The sequence below is a fragment of the Soonwooa buanensis genome, assembly GCF_900167905.1.
In the GTDB taxonomy this organism is placed as follows: domain Bacteria; phylum Bacteroidota; class Bacteroidia; order Flavobacteriales; family Weeksellaceae; genus Soonwooa; species Soonwooa buanensis.
This window is the reverse complement of sequence record NZ_FUYZ01000003.1, coordinates 40513-63838: the sequence shown is the minus strand read 5'-3', so window position 1 is coordinate 63838 and position 23326 is coordinate 40513. Positions and strand designations below refer to the sequence as shown.

Below are 23326 nucleotides of genomic sequence, written 5' to 3'. Positions count from 1 at the left end.
ATATGTATCTTTTTGTAAGTTTCACAAGATAGTTTTTTTGAATAAAAAATGCAAAAAAACAAAGCTTATTTTTTTACTAATTTTAAAAATTATGAAGCCTACAGATTTTGAAATTTTATTGGATCATTTGCAAAATGTTTTGAAACTAGAATTAAACAATGAAGATTCTAGCAGAGTTTGTTTTGCTTTTGAAAATGAAGAACTGAGAGATGATTTTAAAATCTCTTTTACACCAAATGATGTAGAATTATATTTAATTAAAATCAAAAACTATTGCAATAAAACCTCATCAATAAAGGATTTTATTATAAATAAAAATTCCAAAATACCTCTGCCGAAAACCGCAGAACTATTTTGGAATGTTATTAAATTTGATACAAAAAACTAAGAAACCAAAGTTGCCATCAAGGTTTTTTCGAAACTAAAAGCAACACTTACTGGGCAAGTTTCTTTCGCGTTAGCAGCAATTTTTTGAAACTCTTCTTCTGAAATTCCTGGTATTTTTGCTGTTAAAGTCAACTCGGATCTTGCGATTTTTCCATCTTCGAATAGGACCACGGATGTCGTCTCTAAACTTTCTGGCACATAACCCGCTTCCGTCAAATCTGCAGAAGTTTTCATGGTGAAACATCCCGCATGTGCTGCTGCCAAAAGCTCTTCAGGATTTGTCCCAATCCCATCTTCGAATCTACTTTTGAAGGAATATTGCGTTTTATCTAAAACCTTACTGGCAGTTGTCAAATGACCACTTCCCTCTTTTACGGTGCCGGTCCATACGGCTGTTGCTTGTCTTTTCATACTATTTTGTTTTAAGGTTAATCCCAATCAGCAGCTACAAATTCCATGACAATTTTGTCGTTTTGATATAATTTTAAGAAATGTCCTTCAATTTTATATCGATTAACAGTGCCTAATTCGTTTCTGAAAACATATTCTAAAACATCTGAGTCGATACATTTTTTAGAAGAATTTTCTTTGGTTTTAAATTTAATTTTATCAGCATTAACTTGAAGCACTTCAACTAAAAAATCACCACAACCAAGATTGGCTTTCCTGCCAGAATATTGCGTCAGATCTAGCTGCGCTTTATTTTTCATTAATTTTTCTTTAGTAAAACCTGTAATAGACGTTAACATCCATTGTCGTTCTAACTCGATGGGTAAGTTCTGTTTCGAAATCAAAGCTTTACAATTTAAAAGCATAAATAAAGGGATGAGAAAAAGAAAATATTTTGATTTTATAAGTTTCATTTCAGCTAAAATTTGGGTTAAACATCATTTTAACACTCTAAAATTAAGACTTTATAGAATAAATTGAGTAAATTAGCCAGCAAAAATTTTACTCTATGAAAAGAATATTTTTAGCACTTACTTTTCTTTTGAGTTTTGCTCAGATGAGAGCAGACGAAGGAATGTGGCTATTAATGCTTATCAAGCGTCTTAATGGCGTTGACATGCAAAAAGAAGGCCTAAAATTGACGCCTGAAGAAATCTATTCGGTTAACAACTCAAGTCTTAAAGACGCTATCGTGCAATTCGGTGGTGGATGTACGGCAGAAGTTGTATCTAAAGAAGGTTTATTATTCACTAACCACCATTGTGGATACGGTAACATCGCAGCGCTTTCTACACCAGAAAAAGACTATTTAACAAATGGTTTTTGGGCAATGAAGAGAAGCGAAGAACTTCCTGCTAAAGGTCTTTCTGTAAGATTCTTAGTAAGAATGGATGATGCAACACAAAGAATTACTTCTAAATTGAATAACAGTATGTCTCTTGAGGACAGAAAAAAAGTTATCGATGCAGAATATAAAGCTATCCAAGCTGAAAACAGCGAAAACGGAAAATATACTGTCATCGTAAGAGATTTCTTTAACGGTAATGAGTTCTATTATTTCGTATATCAAGATTACAAAGACGTTAGATTAGTTGGTACACCTCCTAACTCATTAGGAAAATTCGGTGGAGACACTGACAACTGGGAGTGGCCAAGACATACTGCAGATTTCTCAGTATTCAGAATTTACTCTGATGCTAGTGGAAACCCAGCAGAATATTCTCTTAACAACGTTCCGTTAAAACCTAAGCATTCTTTACCTGTTTCTCTTAAAGGATACAAGCCTGGTGATTTTGCAATGATCATGGGTTATCCTGGTAGAACTAACCGTTATTTAACATCTTATGGCATTAAGCAAATGGTAGAAAAAGACTATCCAGCTTGGGTAGAAGCTTCTAAAGTTGCTATGGATGTTATGAAAAAATATATGGACAAAGACCAAGCTGTTAAGTTAGGTTATGCGTCTCAATATGCATCTGTTGCTAACTATTGGAAAAACAGACAAGGTACAATTGATGCTGTTATCAAAAACGGAACAATTGCTGACAAACAAAAAGTAGAGCAAGCTTACTCGCAATGGGCGGCTATGCCAGATAATAATGCAACGTACTTCGGAGTTCTTCCTAACATCGATGCTTATTACAAACAAGTTTCTAACAGAAATGTTGAAAGAAACTACATGTCTCAACTTTCGAGAAACGCTAAATATGTGAGTATTGCTGCATCTTTAGGAAGCATGTTCAAAACTTATGCTGACCAAGATGACAACGGAAAAGCTCAAATGAAGCAAAAGGTAACTGACGCTATCAATAGAGTGTACGAAACTTTCAATCCTCAATTGGAAGGTAATATGTTAACAGCGATGTTTAACCTTTATCAATTAAGAGTTAACAAAGAAGTTGCATCTCCTACAATTATGAAGACTGACATCCCTTCTCTTGCGAATGTAGCGTTTGCTTCTATTTTTGCTAACAAAGATTCTGCTATGAAATTCTTAAACAACCCAGATAGATTAGCTATCGATGCGGATCCACTTAAGAAAATCGCTGACGGTATCGTTACTGAACAAAAATTAGCTGGCGAAACTTATGAGAAAGTAGATGATAATTTTGCTAACAACACAAGATTATTCTTAGACGGATTGAGAAAATCTCAACCTAACAAAAGCTTCTATCCAGATGCTAACTCAACAATGAGATTAACTTATGGATCTATCGACACGCTTCCAAAAAGAGCTGATAGAAACTACAAAGGCATCAAAGAAAACTACTACACAACTATCGATGGTATGGTTGCTAAGTACAAAAAAGGAGATGAAGAATTTGATCTTCCTACGAAATTAATTAGCCAAGCTAAGAAAAAAGATTTCGGTCAATATGCTGACAAAGACGGTAACCTATATGTTAACTTCTTATCAAACAATGACATTACAGGTGGTAACTCTGGATCTCCAATCTTAGACGCTAACGGTCACCTAATCGGACTTGCTTTCGATGGTAACAGTGAAGCTTTGAGTGGTGATATCGTTTTCGAACCTGCATTACAAAGAACCATCAACGTTGATGCAAGATTTGTACTTTGGGTAATTGACAAATTCTCTGGCGCTGGTCACCTTATCAGCGAAATGGAACTTTCTAAATAATCCTTACAGATTTATAAATATTAAAGAGACGCTAAATTTAGCGTCTCTTTTTTTTGCATCTTTTTTCAAAAAATTGTATTTTGTGACAAATAGAATTTCGATGAAGCTCAAACTGCACTGGACACACGTATTCCCGATTTTAGCATGGATATATTACTTTACGGGAATCACAGATAACAACGGCTGGTTCAGTTTAATAGGAGCCGTGTTACTCATAACATGTGTTTTGTCAGCAGTTCATCACGCCGAAGTTGTCGCGTTAAAAGTCGGCGAGCCATTCGGAACCATCATTCTTGCTCTAGCCATCACCATTATCGAAGTTGCGCTTATTATATCACTTATGATTGCAGGTGGCGATTCGGCAGTTACTTTAGCACGTGATACCGTTTTTGCTGCCATTATGTTAATCTTAAATGGAATTCTCGGTGCTTGCCTTTTGGTTGGTGGTGCAAAGTTTCATGAGCAATATTTTGCAAGATCTTCCGCCAATACAGCTTTGGTAAGCTTAGTTGCTATTTTGGTTTTAACATTGGTTCTCCCAAATTATACAACAAGTATTAATGCTCCATTGTTTAACAATGCACAGTTAATATTCTTTGCGATAGCTTCTCTTGTCATCTACGGAACTTTCCTGATGGTGCAAACCGTCCGTCACCGTAACTATTTTCTAGCAGAAGGCGAAGGCGAGCATGATAATGTTGTTCCTCCAACTAATACTAATACAATCGTTAGTTTGGTTTATCTCTTAATTTGTCTCGGAATTGTTGTGCTAATGGCGAAAGCGCTTTCTCCAAAAATTGAAGAAATTGTGCACAATGCTGGCGCTCCCAAATCCTTAGTCGGTGTTATTATTGCAGCAGTTGTGCTTCTACCAGAAGGCGTTGCCGCGATAAAAGCTGCTCGAAGAAATCATTTGCAAACCAGTCTTAATCTTGCATTAGGTTCTGCATTAGCGAGTATTGGGCTTACGATTCCTGCAGTTGCTATTGTTTGTTTAATCTACGATTTCCCATTAGTGTTAGGCCTTGATATCAAATCGATGGTGTTAATGGCGTTATCATTATATATTGTAATGCTCTCGCTAAATCGAGGAAAAACCAATGTCTTATATGGCGTTGTACTTCTCGTGGTGTTAATGGCTTATATTTTCACTGTAATTGTACCCTAAAGATGAGTTACAAAAGTTTTGAAACCGAAAGACTTATTCTAAAACCAACAGATTTAGAAGATGTAGATTTTATTTTTGAATTGATGAACTCGCCAAAATGGATTGAATATATTGGCGACCGAAACATCAAAACAAAAGAGGATGCTAAACAATACATCATCGATCGACATATTCCGAATTTTGAAAAAAATGGTTTTGGAAGTTATACTTTAATTTTAAAAGAAAACGGAAACAAAATTGGTTCGAGTGGACTTTTTAAAAGAGAAACTCTAGAAGTCGTTGATATTGGATTTGCTTTTCTTGACGGCTTTGACGGTAAAGGTTATGGCTATGAATCTTCAAAGAAAATCTTAGAAGTTGCAAAATCGGAATTTGAATTAAAAAAAGTGTCAGCAATTACACTTCCTACTAATATTGCATCTCAAAAACTTATCGAAAAACTTGGTTTGAGTTATCAAAAAATGGTAAAACCTTTTGCTGATGACGATGACGAATTAATGTATTACGAAATGGATTTGTAGTTTTTATTAAAACAAATTCTACTGTTTCAAAATTTTCTTAGAACGCCGAATCTGCGTGAGGGCGAAGCGCATTGTTGGAGCTCTTTGTTGTGGTGGCTGAGCGGAGTCGAAGCCACCACAACAAAAGCGACTGCGCGTAGACCGACCCGCTTGTTTTGGCGGCTGGGAAACCTCATAGGTTTTTTGAAAACCTATGAGGTTTTAGCCAAGGGAAAACAAAGGGGCACGCCCAAATTTTAAGATTCTAAAATCTGCGCCGCGTGGTCTTTGGTTTTTACTTTTTCGATAACTTCGGTACAAATGGAATTTTCGTCAAACACAAAAGTCGTTCTGACAATGCCCATAAATTCTCGTCCCATAAATTTCTTAAGCTGCCAAACACCAAATTTCTCGATAATATCGTGGCTTTCGTCAGCTAACAAATCGAAGGGCAATTCGTTTTTAGTGGCGAAATTTAATTGACGCTTTTCGGAATCTGCGCTAACGCCTAGTAATTGATAACCTTGCTTTTTTAGCACCGAATAATTGTCGCGAAGATTGCATGCTTCTGCCGTACAACCAGGCGTACTTGCCTTTGGATAAAAGAAAACAACTAATTTTTTACCTTTAAAATCGGAAGACTTAATTATTTTTCCGTTTTGATTTTTGGCTTCGAATTCTGGAAGCGCATCACCTACATTCAACATTTCTTTTTTGTGTAAATTTACGTCCAATATGACAAAAAAACAAAGAGCCCAAATCGTCTTGGACGAATTGGAAAAATTATACCCTGTGCAACCAATCCCGTTGCACCACACCGATCCATTCACACTTTTAGTAGCTGTGGCATTGTCTGCACAAACGACCGACAAAAAGGTTAACGAAATTTCGCCAGCCTTATTCGAAGTTGCTGGAACGCCGCAGCGCATGGCAAAATTGGAAGAATGGGAAATAAAAGAACTCATCAAAGAAATTGGCCTTAGCAATACCAAAGCAAAAAATTTAAAAAAAATGTCTGAGCTTTTGTTAGAACGCCACAACGGCGAAGTTCCGCAGACTTTTGAAGAATTGGAAGCTTTGCCAGGCGTGGGACATAAAACAGCGTCGGTTGTTATGAGTCAAGCTTTTGGAGTTCCAGCTTTTCCTGTAGACACGCACATCCATCGCCTTATGAAACAATGGAAATTGACGGAAGGTAAAAATGTTGTCCAAACCGAAAACGACGCCAAAAAACTTTGGCCAGAAAATACTTGGAACAAGCTACATCTTCAGATCATTTTCTATGGTCGAGAATACTCACCAGCACGAGGAAAAGGGGAAAAAGATTTTATCACGAAAATGCTTTTTGAGAAGTAAAATACCAGCGGCGCCGAATCGGAGATTCGGCGCCGCTGGATTATAACATCAATTATTTATTTTTGTTTTTTAGACCAAAGATTCATTTTTCGATCTAAGACATCTAACGGCAAACAACCTTGGCTAAGCACTTCATCATGGAAAGCCGCAATGTTAAACTTCTTGCCCAATTGTTTTTGGTATTTGTCACGAAGTTCACGGATTTTTAATGCACCAATTTTATAGCTTAAAGCTTGACCTGGCATCGCCATGTAACGCTCCACTTCTGCAGTTGCACCAGCTTCATCATAAGCAACGTTACTCAAGAAATATTTAATCGCTTCCTCACGATTCATTTGACCTGTATGCAAACCTGTATCGATCACCAAACGTACGGCACGTAACATTTCGTCACTTAAAGAACCCATTTTTTGGTAAGGATCTGTATAAAGTCCAAATTCAGGACCTAAAGATTCGCAGTACAACGCCCAACCTTCACCATAAGCGCCTAACCATCCAAATCGCATGAATTTCGGCAACTTAGTGTTTTCTTGCTGTAACGAAACTTGATAATGATGTCCTGGAATCGCTTCATGCAAGAATAAAGATTCCATTCCAGAGGTTACATTAAACTTTTTGGGATCAGGAATCGGAATATAAAAAATCCCTGGACGTTTGCCATCTGGTGTGCCTTGGATATATTCTGCACTAGCACTCGCTTCACGGAACTTTTCGGTTTGACGAATCTCAAAAGGTGTTTTTGGTGTTACATTAAACATCGTCTGAAGCTTTGGCGTGATTTTATCCAAAATTGATTGAAAACCATCCAAAATTTCTTTTGACGTTTTATAAGGCATTGCCTTCGGATCTTGTTTTACAAACGTTAAAAACTCTTCCAAACTTCCTTTGAAACCGACTTTATTTTTAACAACATCCATTTCTTTACGGATTCGCTCCACTTCTTTAAGACCTAAAGCATGGATATCTTCTGGTGTTTTATCGGTCGTTGTCCAACTTTTAACATAGTATTTATAAATATTATCGCCGGAAGGAAGCGCATTGTAACCGTCTGTCAATCTAGCTTTCGGAAGATATTCATCTTTTAAAAACGTATGCATTTTTATGTATGCAGGGACAATTTTACTTTTAATAGCTTCTTGATAAAGTTTAGCGTATTTATTAGCAGAAACAGGTTTAAAGTTCTGTGGTAAATTTTTGATCGGACCAAAGAAAATATTTTTATTAAAATCCAAAGTATTAATCTCCTCAGCCGCCATTTGGTCAATCATTTTAACAACCAAAGATTTTGGAAGAACAACGCCTTTTGACATCCCTGTTCTGAAATTTGTAATCGCTGCATCCATCCAAAGCGGAAATTGATCCATACGCTTTAGCCAATTTTCATAATCCAATTCGGTTTTGAAAGGTTGACCTCCTTTCCCACTTCCGAACAACGGAAACTCCAATGGCAAACCAGAAAATTGCGTGAACGGTATATATTCTGGATGATAAACATAGCGTTCCACCTTATCTTTAAGTGTCGCATCTAGAACATCGTACACCACTTTATCTTCATCCGAAAGCCCATCATAATCGACTTGCTTGAGCTGTTTTTGTACATCGTTATAAAACGAAATTTCTTTAGAAATAAATTCTGGTGCAATATTAATCGGCAATTGATCATTGTACAAACTATCACCTTGCGCTGTGGACTCCAAAGGATACATCTTGAGATATTCCTCATAATATTTATCAGCGATGTCGTTTAGGTTAGAACCTTTGTTAGGTTGATCTTGAACTTTCTGCACAGGCGAATCATTCTTTTTGCAAGAGCTCGCAGCAACAAGTATCAAAACACCAAGGCTTATATTAATTAGTATCTTCTTCATATTACAAATTGGACTTATAGCTAACAAAATTAACGAAATCTCATAACTTTTCAATTATAATAATTGATGTAAAATTTTAAAACAAAAATTTTCCCAATTAAATCAATTTTTTATCTTTGTTCCAATACAATAATCAATTTAAAAACAAACAACATTAGTAAACCTTACAATGAAAGGGCTATTAAAAATTTATCATCCGGATGAAACTTTAAAATATCACATCCAGAACACGTATTGCAAAGCAGTCTACAACAATTCGTTAAACACTTTGGAAGTTGAAATAATTACGGATGACTCTCTAGATCATGTAGATGACGATTCGCTTCAGTACAATTTTCCACAATTGTCGTTCAAAGTTTCCGACTTTCCTATTAACTCCGAAAATCTTCAAAATCAAAGTTTTAAAATCGATGACAATGACGATGTAGTCTATACGGAAGTTGATCTGTTCGACGACGAAGATGCTTATCTTTATGAAAATGAATTAAGCTTTGACCTTAACGAAAATGGTGAATTACAACTTTTTTGGGAAGGTGAGATAGATGACTTCTACACAGGTAGCGACGAGACGATTCCATTTAAGCTAAAATGTCATTTCAAACAAGATGACATCGAAGTTGATGACTAGTCGATAATTTAACCTAATAATATAAAACCTATCTAACTCGTTATAGTAACAATTTATAACGACAGATAGGCTTTTCTGTAATAAAACCAAAAGTAAATGTATCAAGATCTAGACGACATAGTATTTGAAGACCGACATAAAGCTTACGGCGCTTATGCTTTTCGTAAACATTATGACCATACACTTACGAAGGCTTTATTAATAGGAGTTTCCGTATTTTTATTATTGTTTTTATTGTTCTTTTCAGGAGTAAAAGCGCCCAATGACAAAAAAAATGAGCATGAAGACATGGTACAAATGGATGTTACCAATATGCTCATAAACTTCGGAGACAACACCAACGGAAAAGGCATCGAAGAACCGAAAAAATCAGAATCTAGCCCTGCTCCACTTACTGAAAAACATCAGGAAGAGATTGCAGAAGTCGAAAAACCAAGCATCGAAAAGGCTGACAAACCAATTCCTGAAAACACAGTCCCTGTCCCAACACGAGAAAAAGCGGTTGTTGTTACACCAAAAGCTTCTAAAGCTGATAAAAAAGCGAAAACCAATACGACGTCTACAACGGTTGCTAAATCTGATGCCTCAACAAAAATAAAAGGTCCGATAAAGAAAGAAGGCGGAACTGGCGATGGCCGAGGTAACGCCGCAATTGGAAACTTACTTGCAGGGCGTGGTACAAAAGGATCAAGCCAAGGTACTGGCTCTGGTAGCGGAAATGCTGGAGATCCGCTTGGAGGCGCAGGAGATGGCGACAGCAAAATTGGCGTCGATAGAAAATTGGTTGGCTTTATCCCCGGAACTATGGGACGTGGTGGCGCACAGCCAAAACATGATTGTTCTGGATCTGGTAGCATAAGTATTGCCTACACAGTTGACAAAGCAGGAAATGTTATTTCTGCATCGCGTGCTGGCGGCGTTTCGGATCCTTGTGTTGTGTCGACTTCTATTAAATGGGTGAAGCAATATGTGAAAGCGGAAAAATCTTCTGTTTCATCAAAAGGAACCTATAAAATCGTGTTTTAAATTTCTTTAAAACCTAATAATAACCTAACTTTAACGTCATAAAATTTTTAAAATCAAATGGCAGACAAACATATTTCTGTATTAGAATTTCTTTTTGGTGGTGGACTTATTGAGACACTTATCGTTATCATTTTATTTCTTATCGGATTGGCGGTATGTTACTTCTTTGTAGTTCGTGTTTTAAAACTTAATAAAGAAAATAAAGTTGATCCTTATTTGATTAAAAATATTAATGACATGCTCAGCGAAGCGCGTGTTGATGCGGCTATTGATTTTTGTAGAAGAGATGATTCTCCCGAAGCACGTTGTATAGAAAAAGGACTTTCGCGTGTTGGTCGACCGATCAGCGAAATTTCTAACGCAATGGAAACTCAAGCACAGGTTGAAGTTCATTATGCTGAAAAATACGTTAATTATTTAGCAAGTTTTTCTGGTATTGCGCCTATTTTGGGAAGCATTGGAAGTGTCATTGCATTTGCTTCTATTTTTTCTGGGATGAGTCATACCTCAATTGATTCTCAACAAGTAATGTCAGCAGCTTTCTATAAAGCCTTATCTCCAGCTTTGGTTGGATTAATTGTTGGTTTTTTAGCCTACATTTTTAATAATTATTTAGTAGCTAAAATCGATTATATGGTGATGAAAATTCAATACCATACCAACGAGTTTTTAGACGTTATTAATAAGCCTGCATAAGATGATTTTCCGCAGAAAAACCAAAGCTTTAACTGGAACTCCTGTTGGGATCTACATTGTCCTTGCCTTATTGGTGATTAGTTTGTTTTGGGCAAATTCTAGATTCACACATCCCGAAGCTAGCATACCCAATGCGGCTATCGATAGTCTTGTGGTTGCGCCTGAAACTATAGCTGAAGAACCTGAAATAGACAGTCTTTCAAAACCTGAAATTTACGTCCCTGATGTTGCGGTACAGCCTATCGATACTGTTGTCACAAAACCTAATGCTAAAGAAGAACCTCTTATAACAAAGGAAGACGAAAATATCGCTAACCAAAAGAAAGAGGATTTAAAAGCTAAAAAAGAGGAAGACAAAAAATCTAAAGAGCCTAAGAAAACGAAAATCGGTACAGAACGAAAATTAACAGCTTTTATCCCTGGAACAATGGGCAAAGCTGGAAAATTGCCTACTAATAATTGCAAAGCTAAAGGCGAATTAAGCATGTACATTACTGTGGACGAAGCCGGAAATGTGACTTCTGCTGGCCGTAACAAAGGAATTTCGGATCCATGTGCGGTTACCGCCGCTGTTATTTGGTTGAAAAAATACGTGAAAGCGGAGAAAAAAACCAACGAAACATCAACTGGAACTTACACCATTAAGTTTTAAATTTTTATTAAACTTTTGAATCTTTATCAATCTAAAGATTCTCAGCATTACTTTTACACCATAATTAAAAAATTATGTCGTTAAAATCTCCTAAAGAATTTACAGAACAAAATTATCAAGACGCCATCGATTGGCTATTTGCGCAAGTTCCCTACTATCAACGTGATGGACAATCTGCCTACAAACCAGGTTTACAAAATATCATCAAACTTTGTCAGCATTTCGGAAATCCTCAAGACAGCCTAAAATGCATCCACATTGGCGGAACCAACGGCAAAGGTTCTACGAGTAATATGTTAGCTTCCATTCTTCAAGAATCTGGTTACAAAGTCGGACTTTACAATTCACCACATTTAATCCATTTTACAGAACGCATCAAAGTTGACGGAAAACAATGTGACAAGCATTTTGTATATGAAATGATTCTGAAATTGCAAGAACTTCCTGACGAGATTCAGCCATCTTTTTTTGAATTTACAACCATTATGGCATTTGAGTTTTTTAAACGCCAAAATGTCGATTATGCGATAATTGAAGTTGGTCTTGGCGGACGACTAGATGCTACCAATATTATTAAAGCTTTGGTGAGCGCTATTACAAATGTACAGTTAGATCATCAAAATGTTTTGGGTGATACAATCGAAGAAATCGCATTCGAAAAGGCTGGTATTATTAAAGCTAATGTTCCGATAATTTCTGGTGATGAAAATCCAATCGTCAAAGATATTATCAAAAATAAGGCTTTAGAAGTTGGCGCAATGTATATCGATGCCACAGAATTAAATATCGACTATCCATCGGACTTACAAGGCATTTATCAAGCGAAAAATAAAAAGGTAGTATTTGCGATTGTTGAAGAATTAAAAAAACTTGGATTAAATATAACTGAAGAAAATATCCGTGAAGGCTTTCTTAATGTTCATAAAAATACTGGTTTTATCGGACGTTGGTTTATTTTCGCCGAAAAACCGTTGACAATTTGCGACACAGGACATAACCAAGCGGGGTTAGAGCAAGTTTTTGCACAACTTAATAGTTATCCACAAAAAAAACACATTGTTTTAGGCTTTGTCAATGACAAAAAAATAGATGAAGTCATGAAAATTCTTCCAGAAAACTCGACTTACTATTTTGTAAAACCGGCTATACATCGTGGTCGACACCCAGAAGATTATAAAAATCTATTAGAAGAATCGAAAATTTTTTATAAAATTTTTGACAATGTACAAGACGGCTATCTTGCTGCAAAACAAGAAGCTACAGATGAGGAAATTGTTTTTATTGGTGGAAGCAACTTTGTTGTAGGAGAATTTTTAGAAAAAAATTTGGAGAGTAAAGAATAAGTTGTATATTTGCACCACTCAAAACGAGAAAATAAATCTCGAAAAGAGGGTTCTTAGCTCAGTTGGTTCAGAGCATCTCGTTTACACCGAGAGGGTCGGGGGTTCGAATCCCTCAGGACCCACACAAAATCCCAAGTCGAAAGATTTGGGATTTTTTATTTCTATACACTTCCCTATTCATAAGCTTTTACAGAGATCTTAATTTAATGAACAAAATTTTAAAACCTCAATTTTTGAAATTAGAGGCATACTTTTAGGTGGCCAAATTTTATTCTAAAATAAAACGACAATCAAACACTGGATAATATAGCTAATCAACATCTTTAAAGCAATCTCGATAGTACATTTACCCTCCACGAATAGAGCGTTTTTTTGCATTTCATGTCCCTCACAAAACCAAACTGAGAAAATCGAAAAGTTAAACCCGAACAAAACTAACGTCAAATTACTTCGTTTTCTATCTTCAACACTTCCTAGATCAGTAAAACAAAAAACCTTGCTTCAGAAATTCCGAAACAAGGTTCACGCTAAAAATAAAAGTTATGAAAAATTATTTGTTTTCTTTGTATCGCTTATCAGGCGTACCATCTTTTTTAAGATGCTGACTTTGCTTATAACGTTTATCAGGTGTACCGTCTTTTTTTAGCTTTACAGTTGTTGTTTTTGTATCTGTTACTACCGCTTTTCCACCAGAAGATTTTACTTCTTTTACTTCTGTTTTCTTAAGCGTTGTTGTATTGGCTTTTACTGGAGTTGTTTTCGTAGCTGTCGGTTGTGTACTTTGCGCCGTTGCAAACCCCAATCCTAAACTTAAAGCTACAACTACTAGTATTTTTTTCATCTTACTTTGGTTGTGAATTCTTTGGTAAATGTATAGCATTAATTGATTCACGAAAACGAATTTCAGAATTTTAACTATAAATTATTAAAGATTAAAAAAATATTAAAAGAAATATTAAAAATTAATACGATAAGCCGCACTGAAATTTAAAAACCAAGCCTTAGAATAAAACCGCTCAATATCGGGGTTTTGATTGCGAATACTAGCTGTATAATAGTTAAGTTTTGTTCCTAAAATTACTTGTTGCACACCTTCACGATCTAGAGTATAAAGTAATTTTCCGCCTATGTGAAAACCTGCGTTGCCTTCACTAAATTTCCCGCCCTTATCAATAAATTTTGAAGAAATCCTGTAAATGCTAGCTCCGGCAAGACCTTCTAGGTCGACATCCTCTCCAAGATTATATTTATAAACTCCTGACACTTCGATATTATGCATGCTCGCAGCGGACATATAACCAAACAAACCTCCATTACTCTCTTTATCAAGATTTGCGGTCATATAATTGTAGTCGGCACTTAAACCAAAATTTTTGTAAACATATAAGGTGCCGCCAAGCCCAAAACCAACAAATGGAGACAAAGCTTTATTCATCGAATTATTCCCAATAGCTTTCATAACACGAACGTTCGGTTCGATAGAAAAGGACATCTCTTCTAGCAGTGGTTTTTTCTTTCTTGATTGCGAAAAAAAAATTGCTGGCACAATTAAGAAAAGTAGCCCAAATCTTGACATTACTTAAATTTTATTTCATTAAAAATTAAATAAGTAACTCCTGAGGGTATAATAATACTAAGAGAATCTCCATCTATTTTGCATTGGGGATTACCGCCGGAAAAACTTTCTATTTTTGATTTAAATAAAAGTTTATAATCCCCTGTGGTGTATGGACCAGCAACGACGAATTGTCCATTGTCCTTCGGAAAAGTTTCGCCGATAATACGATTATTACTCACCAAATGTATTGGAGAAATCATCAGATTACTTGCACTTTTTGGACCAAGAGTCATTTTGCCTTCCACGTATGCTCTAAATAAGTCCGAGTCATCGCTACTTTTACAAGAAACTGTAAATAGCACAACACAACTGAAAATACTTAAATTTCGAATTATTTTAAACATACTGTAGGAAAGGATTTAAACTCAAAATCTACTTTCTCGGAAGTCCGCGTTTCAAAGCATAATTTGCTCTTTCTATGGCTTTTTTCTCTTTCCAAGTCATGTATCTAATTTTGAAGTTTTTCTTCATAAAGTTGTCAAAAGTTCTTTGTACAGTAAGATTCCAAAGCGAGTGTGCTTTTACGCCCCAAGATTTGTCCCAAGCTCTTAACGAAATTGAGAAACTTCCGTCCAAATATTTCATCCAATGCCACCAACCAGTTGGCATAAACAGCGTATCACCATGTTCCAAAAAACACTCGATACCCTCAACGCCATCTAATGCTGGGAAGTTTTTGAAATCAGGATTTTCGATATCATAATCTTCCAATGCATAAGTCGCATAAGGTATTTGATACAATCTATCTTTCCATTTGTAATCGAAAAGCATGATATGTTTTCTTCCATTAAAATGTGTGTGGAAGATGTGCGCCATATCGATATCGTAATGTAAAAAAGTTACAGAACCTTTCCCTCCGAAGAACATGTTTGGGTATTTATCTAAAAAACCGCCCATTAATTCTTTAGGAGAAATGTAATCATCTAATAATTTTGGAGCGCTTTTAATCGGATCAAATAAGAAAATTCTAAGATCTGTTGGCTCTCTTTGTATCAAATCGATATAATCTCCAAACTTCATTTTCGCTGCGGAAGCGTTAATTGGTGCAGCTGGATCAGCTTTAGAGCTGTCATACAAAGGCACCTCAACATCACCTACAGCCTGCTTCATATAGTCCATCGTCCACTTTTGGTAAGCTGGCCATTTTTTAGCCATATTCTTGATAACCACCGGTGTACGGGTTTTAAGGTATTTATTTTCGAACTCCTCTTTCGTGATGTCATCAACAACATCAATCGGTTTCAGAATGATTCCCATTTTGCTTAACTTAATATGTTACAAAATTATTAATTTTTTGTGGAGTGTGGTCAAAAAAAATAGTTTTTAATTATAATGATTCTAAATTATTTTATCTATTAAAATCTGCTATTGCCGATTAACACTAACAAAATTGACAAGGATTTAACTTTTCATCAAAATATTTCTCAAACAACTGTAACAAAAAAATTAAACTTCTACTAATTGTTTAGTGATACAGTAACTATATGAAAAATCTACTCAGTTTTATTTTGGTATTTTGTTGTTCAATAATTGTTTTAGCTCAAAAAACAATTAGCGGAAACATTACCGACTCTAACGGAAAAGCATTACCAAGCGCCAGTGTAACTATTGAGGAACCTGGCAAAAACGCAATTCTGGCTTATGCAATATCCAATTCTAAAGGTGAATACAAGATTATTTTCACCTCATCAGAAAGCGATGTGATTTTAAAGGTTAAAGCTTTTAATCAAAAAACGCAAAGCAAAACCATCAAAAATGCTGATCAAACTCAAAACTTCTCACTAGCTGGCGAAACAACCGAAATTGAAGAAGTAAAAATTAAAACCAAACTAATCACCAAAAAAGGTGACACGATTTCTTACGACATCAAAGCTTTCGAAAACAAATCGGACCGTAGTCTTGCTGATGTTTTGAAAAAGATGCCAGGTATCGAAGTTAATAAAGATGGTACTGTACTTTATCAAGGTGAGCCGATTAATAAATTTTACGTTAACGGAAAAGACTTAATGGAAGGCGGTTACGGAACAATTAACAATTCGCTTCCAAAAGATGCCGTTGCTAAAGTTGAAGTTCTTGAGAACCATCAGCCAGTTAAAATTTTGCAAGACAAAGTCCCTTCAGAAAACGCTGCGCTTAATATTAAACTAAAAAAATCGGTGACGATGACGGGGCGTGGCGAGGTTGGCGCTGGCTTTAGTCCTTTTCTTTGGAATGTTAAATTAACGCCAATGTTTTTTGGGCAGAAAAATCAATGGGTCGTTAACTATAAAGCGAATAACAATGGCGAATCTGTAGAGAATGAAGGCAACATGCTTTCTTTTGGATCGCGTTGGGAAGGTCGTCGATCGCAAGCATCACAAAAATCTTGGACCAATGTAGAAACGGCGGGCACACCCAATATTGGAGAAAAAAGATATTTGTTAAACAATGTTCATTTCTTCTCGGCTAATTTGTTGACAAGTCCTTTCAAAAATAAAGAATGGGAATTAAAAGCCAATGCATCTTATACCAACAACAGCATCAAACGTGAGGATTATCAAGTTAGCGTTTATGATGTTGGCTCCAGAACAGTACCATTGGGCGGAACTTTTACGTCAAGTACCTCTAATAATTTCTATGACAATGCTGCAAAAGGAGAACTAATCTTCACTAAAAATGCAAAAAAAGGTTTCTTCAAAAACACAACAACTTGGAATAGTTTCTGGAATACAGATCGCGCAAAAGTTGACAATTATCTACCACCAGCTGTTGGAGAAACGAATGCTATTCATAAAATGGCAATGGAAGATCTTAACTCACCGAGTGGTATTTTCCAAAATTCGTTAAGTACGATTGTACCTTGGAAGGAAAAGCTTTTCAACGTGATGAGTTATGTCAAATATCAAAAAGATAGACAAACGATGAGCATTAATCCAGGAAGTTATCTTATTGACTTTGGATTCGGAAATTATAGTAAGATCAACCAATATGCGACTTCAAAAACCTTAGAAGTTGATCATTCGGTGTCGGTAGGATTTAGCTACAAAAAATGGACTTTCACGCCAGAAGTTGGTTTAAATATGAATTTTAATAACTTAAATTCTGCGATTAATGGTGAAGTTGGCGGCACCAATCACTTTCTGGGAAGCGATATGCTTAACGATGTTGACTGGAACGAAATCCAACCATACACACAGTTGGGCGTTAATTTCAAATCTCAAAATTTTAATCTGAATATGACTTTGCCTGTTAATTTCTACGGCATTACATATAGAGATAATATCCGCAACAAATATCTTGACCAAAGCAAAACGGTTTTTGAACCCACTTTATTTGCAAATTATGAGTTTGCTTCATTCTTCAAACTTTGGGCTTTTGCTAACCAAAAATACGATTTCGGAAACTTTGGATTCTTGTATGGCGGAAAAATGCTAACAAGCCCAACAAGTCTTAGAGTGCGTAGTGCGGACAACATCGAAATGCCAGAATATTTAACAAGAAGCATTGGCTCTAGATTAGAATACCGAAATCCTCTTAACAATTTGTTCTTCAATGTTAGATATAATTATTCGACTAACAAAAGAAACATTATTGAATCTTACAAAACCAACGGTTTCACAAATGAGTTAGTGTTGGAAACAATGGACAACACGTCTAAAAGTCAAACCGAAAGCGCGGAAATTGGAAAGTATTTCCCTAAGTATAAAATGAACTTATCAGTATCTGCCACCAATACAGACTCTAATTCGTTTTCATTTTTTAACGATCTACGCGAAACAGATTCTAACCGACAAAATTTAGGAATTAAATTTAATAATGCTTATTTCAGTTGGTTAAGTGTTGATTACAATGTTGGTTTTAACTGGTCAAAAAGTAGCAACACAACTGACAATATCGATGTGAAAACGTCTGGCTGGAATCATAATCTAAGCACTTACATCTACCCTAGCGAAAATCACACTTTTGGATTCTTCTGGGATGATTTGACAACAAAAGTAAAAGGCACTAATTTCCGAAACTCTTTCTTTGACGTCTCTTATCAATACACTTGGGTTAAAAAGAAAATTGATTTTGAGCTAAAATGGTTAAACATCGCAAATCGTAAAGTCTATGAAACAGTTAGTGTAGACGTTGCACAAAGCTTGATCTCAACTAACCAAATGTACATACGACCAAGTCAGTTTATGTTTACTGTTAAATTTAATTTTAAATAAATTTTAAAATCAGAATATTATAATTTTTCAATAAAAAAATATTTCGCTGAAACATTGCGAAATATTTTTTACATTCGTATAACTAATTTTTTAGTCATGAAACATTTACATCTACTTTTATTACTTCTTAGCATTTCCATTTTTGGACAAGGCACGCGCATCGCCTACGAGTATGAATTTGCGCCAAACATCAATCAAAAAGATTCGATAAAAAAAGAAACTGTCTTTCTCGATATTCGAAAAGATGGCAGCAAATTCTACAGTCAAAAAAAATTTTTAGCAGATTCTCTACGCGATGAGTACATGAAAAAAATGCGCGCAACAGGAAGCACGAATTTCAATTTTAAAGGTACCAATCCTGGCGCTGTTAAATACACGGTAGAAAAGTCTTATCCTGATTTTAATATTGTTCTTAAAACGCCAATCAATACAAACAATTATGCCATTAAAAACGAAAAAGCCATCGTTTGGAAAATTGAACCCGACACAAAAAAGATAGACAAATTCACGGCTCAAAAAGCAACGACAGAATTTGGAGGAAGAAGCTGGACAGCATGGTTCACGCAAGAATTACCTTTCCAAGATGGACCTTACAAATTCTCTGGACTTCCTGGTTTAATATTAGAAATGCAAGATGCTACGGGCACACACGCTTACAAATTCATTGGACTTAAAAAATTTGATGATGTCGAAATTAAAGAAAGTGCGAATGACAGCAATGGCAGAACAACTGTGATAATCGGCGGTAGCAAAGGGAAACCTCTTGACGTTACAGAAGCGAAGTTTACACAATTATGGAAAGAATACAAAAACGATCCTGTAAAAGATATGCGCCAGATGCTAAGCCAAGGCAATGTCAAAATAAAAATGAATATGGACGGTAAAGAAATAACTGATACCAATGACATTATCAGAAATATGGAAAAAAGCCAGAAGGAAAGTATCAAAAACGATAACAATCCTATCGAACCAAGTTTGTTTCCTTAATTTGATTTCAAAATTCACTAATATTTATTACATTTATAATCCCTTATCAACAAGGGATTTTTTATTATGAGCTATTTAGAAAAACTAAAAAATATACGTGCTTTTGTCTTCGATGTGGACGGTGTTTTCACAGACGGAAGCGTCTATCTTCTTCCCGACAAAAATATGTCTCGCGTTATGAATGTGCTAGACGGTTACGCCGTTGTTAAAGCGATAAAAGCAGGTTACAAAATTGCGGTTATCACAGGCGGAGATGATCCTATGGTGCGTCATCGCATCGACTATTTAGGGATTAAAGATTATTATGCAAAGTCAGCTCATAAAGTGTCGGATTATACAGATTTTAAACTAAAATATCAGATCGACGACTCCAAAGTTTTGATGATGGGTGACGACATTCCGGATATTGGTATTATGAAACAAGTCGCGATTGCGGCAGCACCAGCTAACGCCGTACCAGAAGTTAAAGACATCGCAGATTATATCTCGCCCATCGAAGGTGGAAAGGGCGCAGTACGTGATGTTATCGAACAAGTTATGAAAATTCAAAATCGTTGGAATCTAGAAGATGACACCAAATCAACCTAAAATGAAGTTATTGTTAGCCTCAGCGTCGCCACGTCGTCAAGAACTTTTAGCATCATTAAATTTTCCTTTCGAAGTTGTAAAAATTAACTGCGACGAGTCTTATCCCGAAGATTTAGCAACAAAAGATATTGCTGGTTTTGTAGCCAAAACAAAAGCTGAAGCCTATAAAGATTTAAAAGAAAATGAAATCCTTTTGACTTCGGACACGATTGTCGCTTTGGAAGACGAAATTCTTTTAAAACCAAAAAACGCAAACGAAGCCTTTGATATGTTAAAAAAACTGTCAGGCAAAACACATCAAGTCTACACATCAATTTGTATTAAAACGCTTGATAATTTAATAACAGAAACCGATTGCGCCGATGTGACAATGCAAATTATCTCAGATGACGAGATCAATTATTATATCGAAAAATACAAACCTTTTGACAAAGCTGGTAGTTACGGCATACAAGAATGGTTGGGGATGAGCAAAATCGAAAACATCAACGGGAGCTATTATAGCATTATGGGACTTCCGACACATTTGGTGTATAAATATCTGTCAAAATACTTTCCTGTTGAAGGATTCTTGATATAAATTCGTTTTTAAAAAGAAAAAGATTATTTTTACAAAAATTAATGTTTTAAATAATAAATTGCCTTTTAGCAAGTTATCTACTTAAATGAGAAAATTCGCCTTTATTATACTTTCTATTTTTGTTGTTGTTGGATGTACACCTCGTAAAAAGAAGACGAAGAGTGGCCCGATGAATCGCTTTTCTACCTATTATAACACCATGTTTAATAGTAAAGAAGCCTTTAATACAGAAATGCAAAATCGTACTAAAAGTTTTAAAGACAACTTTTACGAAGCTTATATTCCGATTCTTACTACAGAAGATGTAGCAACGGAAGTTTCTAACTTTGGTGCAGGAAACCCGATGACCAACATGAGCGGCAACAAAGGTCCTGCTTCGCCCAATGCAAATTCTACAATGGGAGGAAGTCCATCGCGACCTAGTACTTCTGGAAAAGGAGCATCTATTTTACAAATTGCAGAAGCCAAAGCATTAAAAACGATTTCAAAAAACTCAGTTCTTGTTAACGGTGTAGAGAAGAACTCGTATATGTTTGACGCTTATATGTTATTGGCAAAATCTAGAATGTATCAGGGTAAAAACCTTGAAGCTCTAGATGCGCTAGGTTATATTTTTAATAATATGCCAAAACATAAACGCATTAACACTGCAAGAATTTATCAAGCCGAAATCTATGCTAAACTAAAAGACTATCAAAAAGCAGATCGCCTTTTCGTTGAACTTAAGGATGAAAAACTTAACAAAGAAGAAAAAAGAACTTTAAGTATTTTCTACTCTGAAATGTTATTAAAATGGGGCAAAAAGAATGATGCTGTAACCGAGTTAGAAGAAGCTTTTGAGTATAATAAAGTTAGAAAAACAAGAAGTAGAATTGCTTATCTACGTGGACAAATCTTGGCAGAATTAGGTAAAAAGCAAGAAGCTAGAGAGTCTTTCACAACGGCTTACAAATATGCTTATGATTTCGAATTCGAGGTTAAAACGCAAATCCAAATTGCTAAAACATTCGATAATACCAACGACAATTATGACGAAGCTTTAGCTTATCTAGAAAAGATAGCTAAAAAAGGAACTTACGCTTCTCGTAAAAACGAATTGTATTATGCTATGGGGCTTTTAGCGCTTAATGCAAAGCAAGATAAAGACGCAGATTCTTTGTTTAGAAAATCGATTTCAGCAAAAGTATCGGATCCACAAATCAGAGGTTTAGCATTTTCAGAAATTGGAAAAAAATATTTTGCACAAGACGATTATTTGACAGCGGGCGCTTACTACGATAGTGCGTTGGCGGTTATGACTTACGCACCAGAAAAAGCACGTCTCACAGAGCTTACAACCAATATTAAAAAGCTTTCGAAAAACTATTATTTAATAAAGAAAAATGATAGTATTCTTGCACTTACAAAAATGTCTAAAGAGCAACAAGAAGCCTATTTTGCAAAGCATATTGATAAGTTGAAAGCGAAAGAAGCCGCAGAAGAAATCGAAAGAAAAAGAGCTGAGCGATCAAAAGGTTTTGACACTGGCGATTACAATGCTAACTCGATGTTCGCCAACTCTGGCGCTGGGACTTTCGGAGACATCAATATGGCTGGTGATAACAAAAGTACATTCTACTTTGCAAATACCAACAATATCCCGCGTGGAGAGACTAACTTTAAGCAGATCTGGGGCAACAGAACATTAGCTGACAACTGGCGTTACTCTGCTAAATCTCAAACGATAGAAGATCTTAAAAACGAAGCATTAGGTGTAACAACTGCGCCCGATCCTCGTCGTTTTGAACCAAGTTTTTATACAGAAAAAATACCGAGCAATACTTCGGATATTGCAAAGCTTAAAAAAGATAGAGATACGGCAAGTCTAGGTTTAGGAATTATGTTTGAGAACTTCTTTAGCAATTCTAAATTAGCGACTAAAACACTTTATGACCTTGTAGACGGGCAGCCTGACGAGGACACAGAACTGAAAGCGCTTTATCAAGCATTTGTTGTTAATTATGAAAAAAATCCTGGTGCTGCAGAACGTGCAAAAACCATGATTTTGGAAAAATATCCGTACACTTCGTATGCAGAGTTTGTAAAAAATCCTCGTGATAAAAACTTCAACAAGTCGTCTGAAGATGTTCAGAAAAAATATGAAGAAGCTTACAAACTTTATGACGAAGGAAAATACCAAGCCTCTTCAGAATTAATTCTTAAAACCATTGACGAAAACAAAAAAGACGCTTTGGTTCCGAAATTATATTTATTAAATGCTTATAACGCTGGAAAATCTGCTGGTAAAGAAATCATGATTCTTCAGCTTGAGCAGATTGTTCTTAACTATGCCAATACTATGGAAGGCGACAAAGCAAAACAACTTCTTAAGTATTTGAAAAGTGATATTAAACTTGAAATGACAGACGGCGAAGGTAAAAAGATTGCTCCTACCGAACCTCAGAAAGTCAATAATGCGCCAAATCCGGATGAGGAAAAGTCTATCAAAATGAGAAGTATAGAAGCTACTCCAAGACCAGGACGTCCAGGAATCAATCAAACAGAAGGCCCACCAAAGCCTAAAATGCAAGCGATTTCTCCTGATGCTGCAGACGCTTCTATTCAACAATTAAAAAGTGAAAAATAAAAAAACCGACACTCAGCTG

At 35.7% G+C, this 23326-nt stretch carries 23 protein-coding genes and 1 tRNA gene; 16 read left to right on the top strand and 8 right to left on the bottom strand.

The window, feature by feature from the left end; all coding sequences use genetic code 11:
- Window positions 1–37: 37 nt before the first annotated feature.
- The gene (locus B5X62_RS05610) at window positions 38–388 is read left to right on the top strand and encodes a hypothetical protein (protein WP_079666429.1); all 351 of its coding nucleotides are present in this window, start codon (window positions 38–40) and stop codon (window positions 386–388) included.
- On the opposite strand, the gene B5X62_RS05605 is transcribed toward B5X62_RS05610, so the two are convergent.
- Both B5X62_RS05605 and B5X62_RS05600 read right to left on the bottom strand, forming a co-directional pair.
- Window positions 385–798 carry an OsmC family peroxiredoxin gene (locus tag B5X62_RS05605; RefSeq protein ID WP_079666712.1) on the bottom strand — a complete coding sequence of 138 codons (414 nt, stop codon included), beginning with the start codon at window positions 796–798 and terminating at the stop codon, window positions 385–387. The two genes, B5X62_RS05610 and B5X62_RS05605, sit on opposite strands and share 4 nt — an antisense overlap.
- A gap of 17 nt (window positions 799–815) precedes the next feature.
- Window positions 816–1250: an META domain-containing protein gene (locus tag B5X62_RS05600; protein WP_144038307.1), complete on the bottom strand. Its 435-nt coding sequence runs from the start codon at window positions 1248–1250 to the stop codon at window positions 816–818.
- Window positions 1251–1345: 95 nt separating this feature from the next.
- On the opposite strand from B5X62_RS05600, the gene B5X62_RS05595 reads away from it, so the two are divergent.
- The 3 genes from B5X62_RS05595 (at window position 1346) to B5X62_RS05585 (ending at window position 5167) form a co-directional block, all read left to right on the top strand.
- Complete coding sequence (locus tag B5X62_RS05595) at window positions 1346–3478, top strand: S46 family peptidase (protein ID WP_079666427.1); 2133 nt, start codon at window positions 1346–1348, stop codon at window positions 3476–3478.
- 100 nt (window positions 3479–3578) lie between these two features.
- Complete coding sequence (locus B5X62_RS05590) at window positions 3579–4646, top strand: calcium:cation antiporter (RefSeq protein WP_079666426.1); 1068 nt, start codon at window positions 3579–3581, stop codon at window positions 4644–4646.
- Between the two features lie 2 nt (window positions 4647–4648).
- Window positions 4649–5167 (top strand): GNAT family N-acetyltransferase, encoded by a 519-nt coding sequence (locus B5X62_RS05585; RefSeq protein ID WP_079666425.1) that lies wholly within the window; start codon window positions 4649–4651, stop codon window positions 5165–5167.
- 236 nt (window positions 5168–5403) lie between these two features.
- Here B5X62_RS05585 and bcp read toward each other — a convergent pair whose 3' ends face one another.
- Complete coding sequence (gene bcp, locus B5X62_RS05580; protein ID WP_079666711.1) at window positions 5404–5853, bottom strand: thioredoxin-dependent thiol peroxidase; 450 nt, start codon at window positions 5851–5853, stop codon at window positions 5404–5406.
- Between the two features lie 28 nt (window positions 5854–5881).
- Here bcp and nth point away from each other — a divergent pair, with 28 nt between their 5' ends.
- Window positions 5882–6502 carry an endonuclease III gene (gene nth, locus B5X62_RS05575; protein WP_079666424.1) on the top strand — a complete coding sequence of 207 codons (621 nt, stop codon included), beginning with the start codon at window positions 5882–5884 and terminating at the stop codon, window positions 6500–6502.
- A gap of 56 nt (window positions 6503–6558) precedes the next feature.
- Here the strand turns inward: nth and B5X62_RS05570 are convergent, their stop codons facing one another.
- Window positions 6559–8370, bottom strand: a complete 1812-nt coding sequence (locus tag B5X62_RS05570; RefSeq protein ID WP_079666423.1) for a DUF885 domain-containing protein — start codon at window positions 8368–8370, stop codon at window positions 6559–6561.
- Between the two features lie 169 nt (window positions 8371–8539).
- Between B5X62_RS05570 and B5X62_RS05565 the strand changes: the two genes are divergently transcribed.
- From B5X62_RS05565 to B5X62_RS05540, 6 genes are all read left to right on the top strand, one after another.
- Window positions 8540–8998, top strand: a complete 459-nt coding sequence (locus B5X62_RS05565; RefSeq protein ID WP_079666422.1) for a hypothetical protein — start codon at window positions 8540–8542, stop codon at window positions 8996–8998.
- Between the two features lie 96 nt (window positions 8999–9094).
- Window positions 9095–10024, top strand: coding sequence for a ferric siderophore ABC transporter substrate-binding protein (locus B5X62_RS05560; RefSeq protein WP_245797159.1), 930 nt, complete (start codon window positions 9095–9097; stop codon window positions 10022–10024).
- A gap of 57 nt (window positions 10025–10081) precedes the next feature.
- Window positions 10082–10720 (top strand): MotA/TolQ/ExbB proton channel family protein, encoded by a 639-nt coding sequence (locus tag B5X62_RS05555; protein ID WP_079666421.1) that lies wholly within the window; start codon window positions 10082–10084, stop codon window positions 10718–10720.
- Window position 10721: 1 nt separating this feature from the next.
- Window positions 10722–11372, top strand: a complete 651-nt coding sequence (locus B5X62_RS05550; RefSeq protein ID WP_079666420.1) for a hypothetical protein — start codon at window positions 10722–10724, stop codon at window positions 11370–11372.
- Window positions 11373–11446: 74 nt separating this feature from the next.
- A complete protein-coding gene (locus B5X62_RS05545; protein WP_079666419.1) occupies window positions 11447–12715 on the top strand; it encodes a bifunctional folylpolyglutamate synthase/dihydrofolate synthase in 1269 nt (422 codons plus the stop codon).
- A 47-nt stretch (window positions 12716–12762) separates the two neighbouring features.
- Window positions 12763–12837, top strand: a tRNA-Val gene (locus B5X62_RS05540).
- A 428-nt stretch (window positions 12838–13265) separates the two neighbouring features.
- Here B5X62_RS05540 and B5X62_RS05535 read toward each other — a convergent pair.
- From B5X62_RS05535 to B5X62_RS05520, 4 genes are all read right to left on the bottom strand, one after another.
- The gene (locus B5X62_RS05535; RefSeq protein WP_079666709.1) at window positions 13266–13556 is read right to left on the bottom strand and encodes a hypothetical protein; all 291 of its coding nucleotides are present in this window, start codon (window positions 13554–13556) and stop codon (window positions 13266–13268) included.
- Window positions 13557–13670: 114 nt separating this feature from the next.
- On the bottom strand, window positions 13671–14291 hold the full coding sequence (locus B5X62_RS05530; RefSeq protein ID WP_079666418.1) for a hypothetical protein: 621 nt from the start codon (window positions 14289–14291) through the stop codon (window positions 13671–13673).
- Window positions 14291–14677 (bottom strand): hypothetical protein, encoded by a 387-nt coding sequence (locus B5X62_RS05525; RefSeq protein ID WP_079666417.1) that lies wholly within the window; start codon window positions 14675–14677, stop codon window positions 14291–14293. Before B5X62_RS05525 ends, B5X62_RS05530 begins: the two co-directional genes overlap by 1 nt.
- A gap of 28 nt (window positions 14678–14705) precedes the next feature.
- Entirely contained in the window at window positions 14706–15590 is an 885-nt protein-coding gene (locus tag B5X62_RS05520; RefSeq protein ID WP_079666416.1) for a cupin-like domain-containing protein, read from the bottom strand.
- Between the two features lie 227 nt (window positions 15591–15817).
- On the opposite strand from B5X62_RS05520, the gene B5X62_RS05515 reads away from it, so the two are divergent.
- From B5X62_RS05515 to porW, 5 genes are all read left to right on the top strand, one after another.
- Window positions 15818–18526, top strand: coding sequence for a Plug and carboxypeptidase regulatory-like domain-containing protein (locus B5X62_RS05515; RefSeq protein ID WP_079666415.1), 2709 nt, complete (start codon window positions 15818–15820; stop codon window positions 18524–18526).
- Window positions 18527–18622: 96 nt separating this feature from the next.
- Window positions 18623–19513 (top strand): GLPGLI family protein, encoded by an 891-nt coding sequence (locus tag B5X62_RS05510; RefSeq protein WP_079666414.1) that lies wholly within the window; start codon window positions 18623–18625, stop codon window positions 19511–19513.
- Between the two features lie 66 nt (window positions 19514–19579).
- The gene (locus B5X62_RS05505; RefSeq protein ID WP_079666413.1) at window positions 19580–20101 is read left to right on the top strand and encodes a KdsC family phosphatase; all 522 of its coding nucleotides are present in this window, start codon (window positions 19580–19582) and stop codon (window positions 20099–20101) included.
- 1 nt (window position 20102) lies between these two features.
- The gene (locus tag B5X62_RS05500) at window positions 20103–20681 is read left to right on the top strand and encodes a Maf family nucleotide pyrophosphatase (RefSeq protein WP_079666708.1); all 579 of its coding nucleotides are present in this window, start codon (window positions 20103–20105) and stop codon (window positions 20679–20681) included.
- An 85-nt stretch (window positions 20682–20766) separates the two neighbouring features.
- Window positions 20767–23307, top strand: coding sequence for a type IX secretion system periplasmic lipoprotein PorW/SprE (gene porW, locus B5X62_RS05495; RefSeq protein WP_079666412.1), 2541 nt, complete (start codon window positions 20767–20769; stop codon window positions 23305–23307).
- The last annotated feature ends 19 nt before the right edge of the window (window positions 23308–23326 follow it).

Excerpts from the sequence above, each read along its gene's own strand:
- B5X62_RS05605 (WP_079666712.1), bottom strand. The coding sequence starts at position 798 with ATGAAAAGACAAGCAACAGCCGTATGGACCGGCACCGTAAAAGAGGGA.
- B5X62_RS05600 (WP_144038307.1), bottom strand. The coding sequence starts at position 1,250 with ATGAAACTTATAAAATCAAAATATTTTCTTTTTCTCATCCCTTTATTT.
- B5X62_RS05595 (WP_079666427.1), top strand. The coding sequence starts at position 1,346 with ATGAAAAGAATATTTTTAGCACTTACTTTTCTTTTGAGTTTTGCTCAG.
- B5X62_RS05590 (WP_079666426.1), top strand. The coding sequence starts at position 3,579 with ATGAAGCTCAAACTGCACTGGACACACGTATTCCCGATTTTAGCATGG.
- B5X62_RS05585 (WP_079666425.1), top strand. The coding sequence starts at position 4,649 with ATGAGTTACAAAAGTTTTGAAACCGAAAGACTTATTCTAAAACCAACA.
- bcp (WP_079666711.1), bottom strand. The coding sequence starts at position 5,853 with ATGTTGAATGTAGGTGATGCGCTTCCAGAATTCGAAGCCAAAAATCAA.
- nth (WP_079666424.1), top strand. The coding sequence starts at position 5,882 with ATGACAAAAAAACAAAGAGCCCAAATCGTCTTGGACGAATTGGAAAAA.
- B5X62_RS05570 (WP_079666423.1), bottom strand. The coding sequence starts at position 8,370 with ATGAAGAAGATACTAATTAATATAAGCCTTGGTGTTTTGATACTTGTT.
- B5X62_RS05565 (WP_079666422.1), top strand. The coding sequence starts at position 8,540 with ATGAAAGGGCTATTAAAAATTTATCATCCGGATGAAACTTTAAAATAT.
- B5X62_RS05560 (WP_245797159.1), top strand. The coding sequence starts at position 9,095 with ATGTATCAAGATCTAGACGACATAGTATTTGAAGACCGACATAAAGCT.
- B5X62_RS05555 (WP_079666421.1), top strand. The coding sequence starts at position 10,082 with ATGGCAGACAAACATATTTCTGTATTAGAATTTCTTTTTGGTGGTGGA.
- B5X62_RS05550 (WP_079666420.1), top strand. The coding sequence starts at position 10,722 with ATGATTTTCCGCAGAAAAACCAAAGCTTTAACTGGAACTCCTGTTGGG.
- B5X62_RS05545 (WP_079666419.1), top strand. The coding sequence starts at position 11,447 with ATGTCGTTAAAATCTCCTAAAGAATTTACAGAACAAAATTATCAAGAC.
- B5X62_RS05535 (WP_079666709.1), bottom strand. The coding sequence starts at position 13,556 with ATGAAAAAAATACTAGTAGTTGTAGCTTTAAGTTTAGGATTGGGGTTT.
- B5X62_RS05530 (WP_079666418.1), bottom strand. The coding sequence starts at position 14,291 with ATGTCAAGATTTGGGCTACTTTTCTTAATTGTGCCAGCAATTTTTTTT.
- B5X62_RS05525 (WP_079666417.1), bottom strand. The coding sequence starts at position 14,677 with ATGTTTAAAATAATTCGAAATTTAAGTATTTTCAGTTGTGTTGTGCTA.
- B5X62_RS05520 (WP_079666416.1), bottom strand. The coding sequence starts at position 15,590 with ATGGGAATCATTCTGAAACCGATTGATGTTGTTGATGACATCACGAAA.
- B5X62_RS05515 (WP_079666415.1), top strand. The coding sequence starts at position 15,818 with ATGAAAAATCTACTCAGTTTTATTTTGGTATTTTGTTGTTCAATAATT.
- B5X62_RS05510 (WP_079666414.1), top strand. The coding sequence starts at position 18,623 with ATGAAACATTTACATCTACTTTTATTACTTCTTAGCATTTCCATTTTT.
- B5X62_RS05505 (WP_079666413.1), top strand. The coding sequence starts at position 19,580 with ATGAGCTATTTAGAAAAACTAAAAAATATACGTGCTTTTGTCTTCGAT.
- B5X62_RS05500 (WP_079666708.1), top strand. The coding sequence starts at position 20,103 with ATGAAGTTATTGTTAGCCTCAGCGTCGCCACGTCGTCAAGAACTTTTA.
- porW (WP_079666412.1), top strand. The coding sequence starts at position 20,767 with ATGAGAAAATTCGCCTTTATTATACTTTCTATTTTTGTTGTTGTTGGA.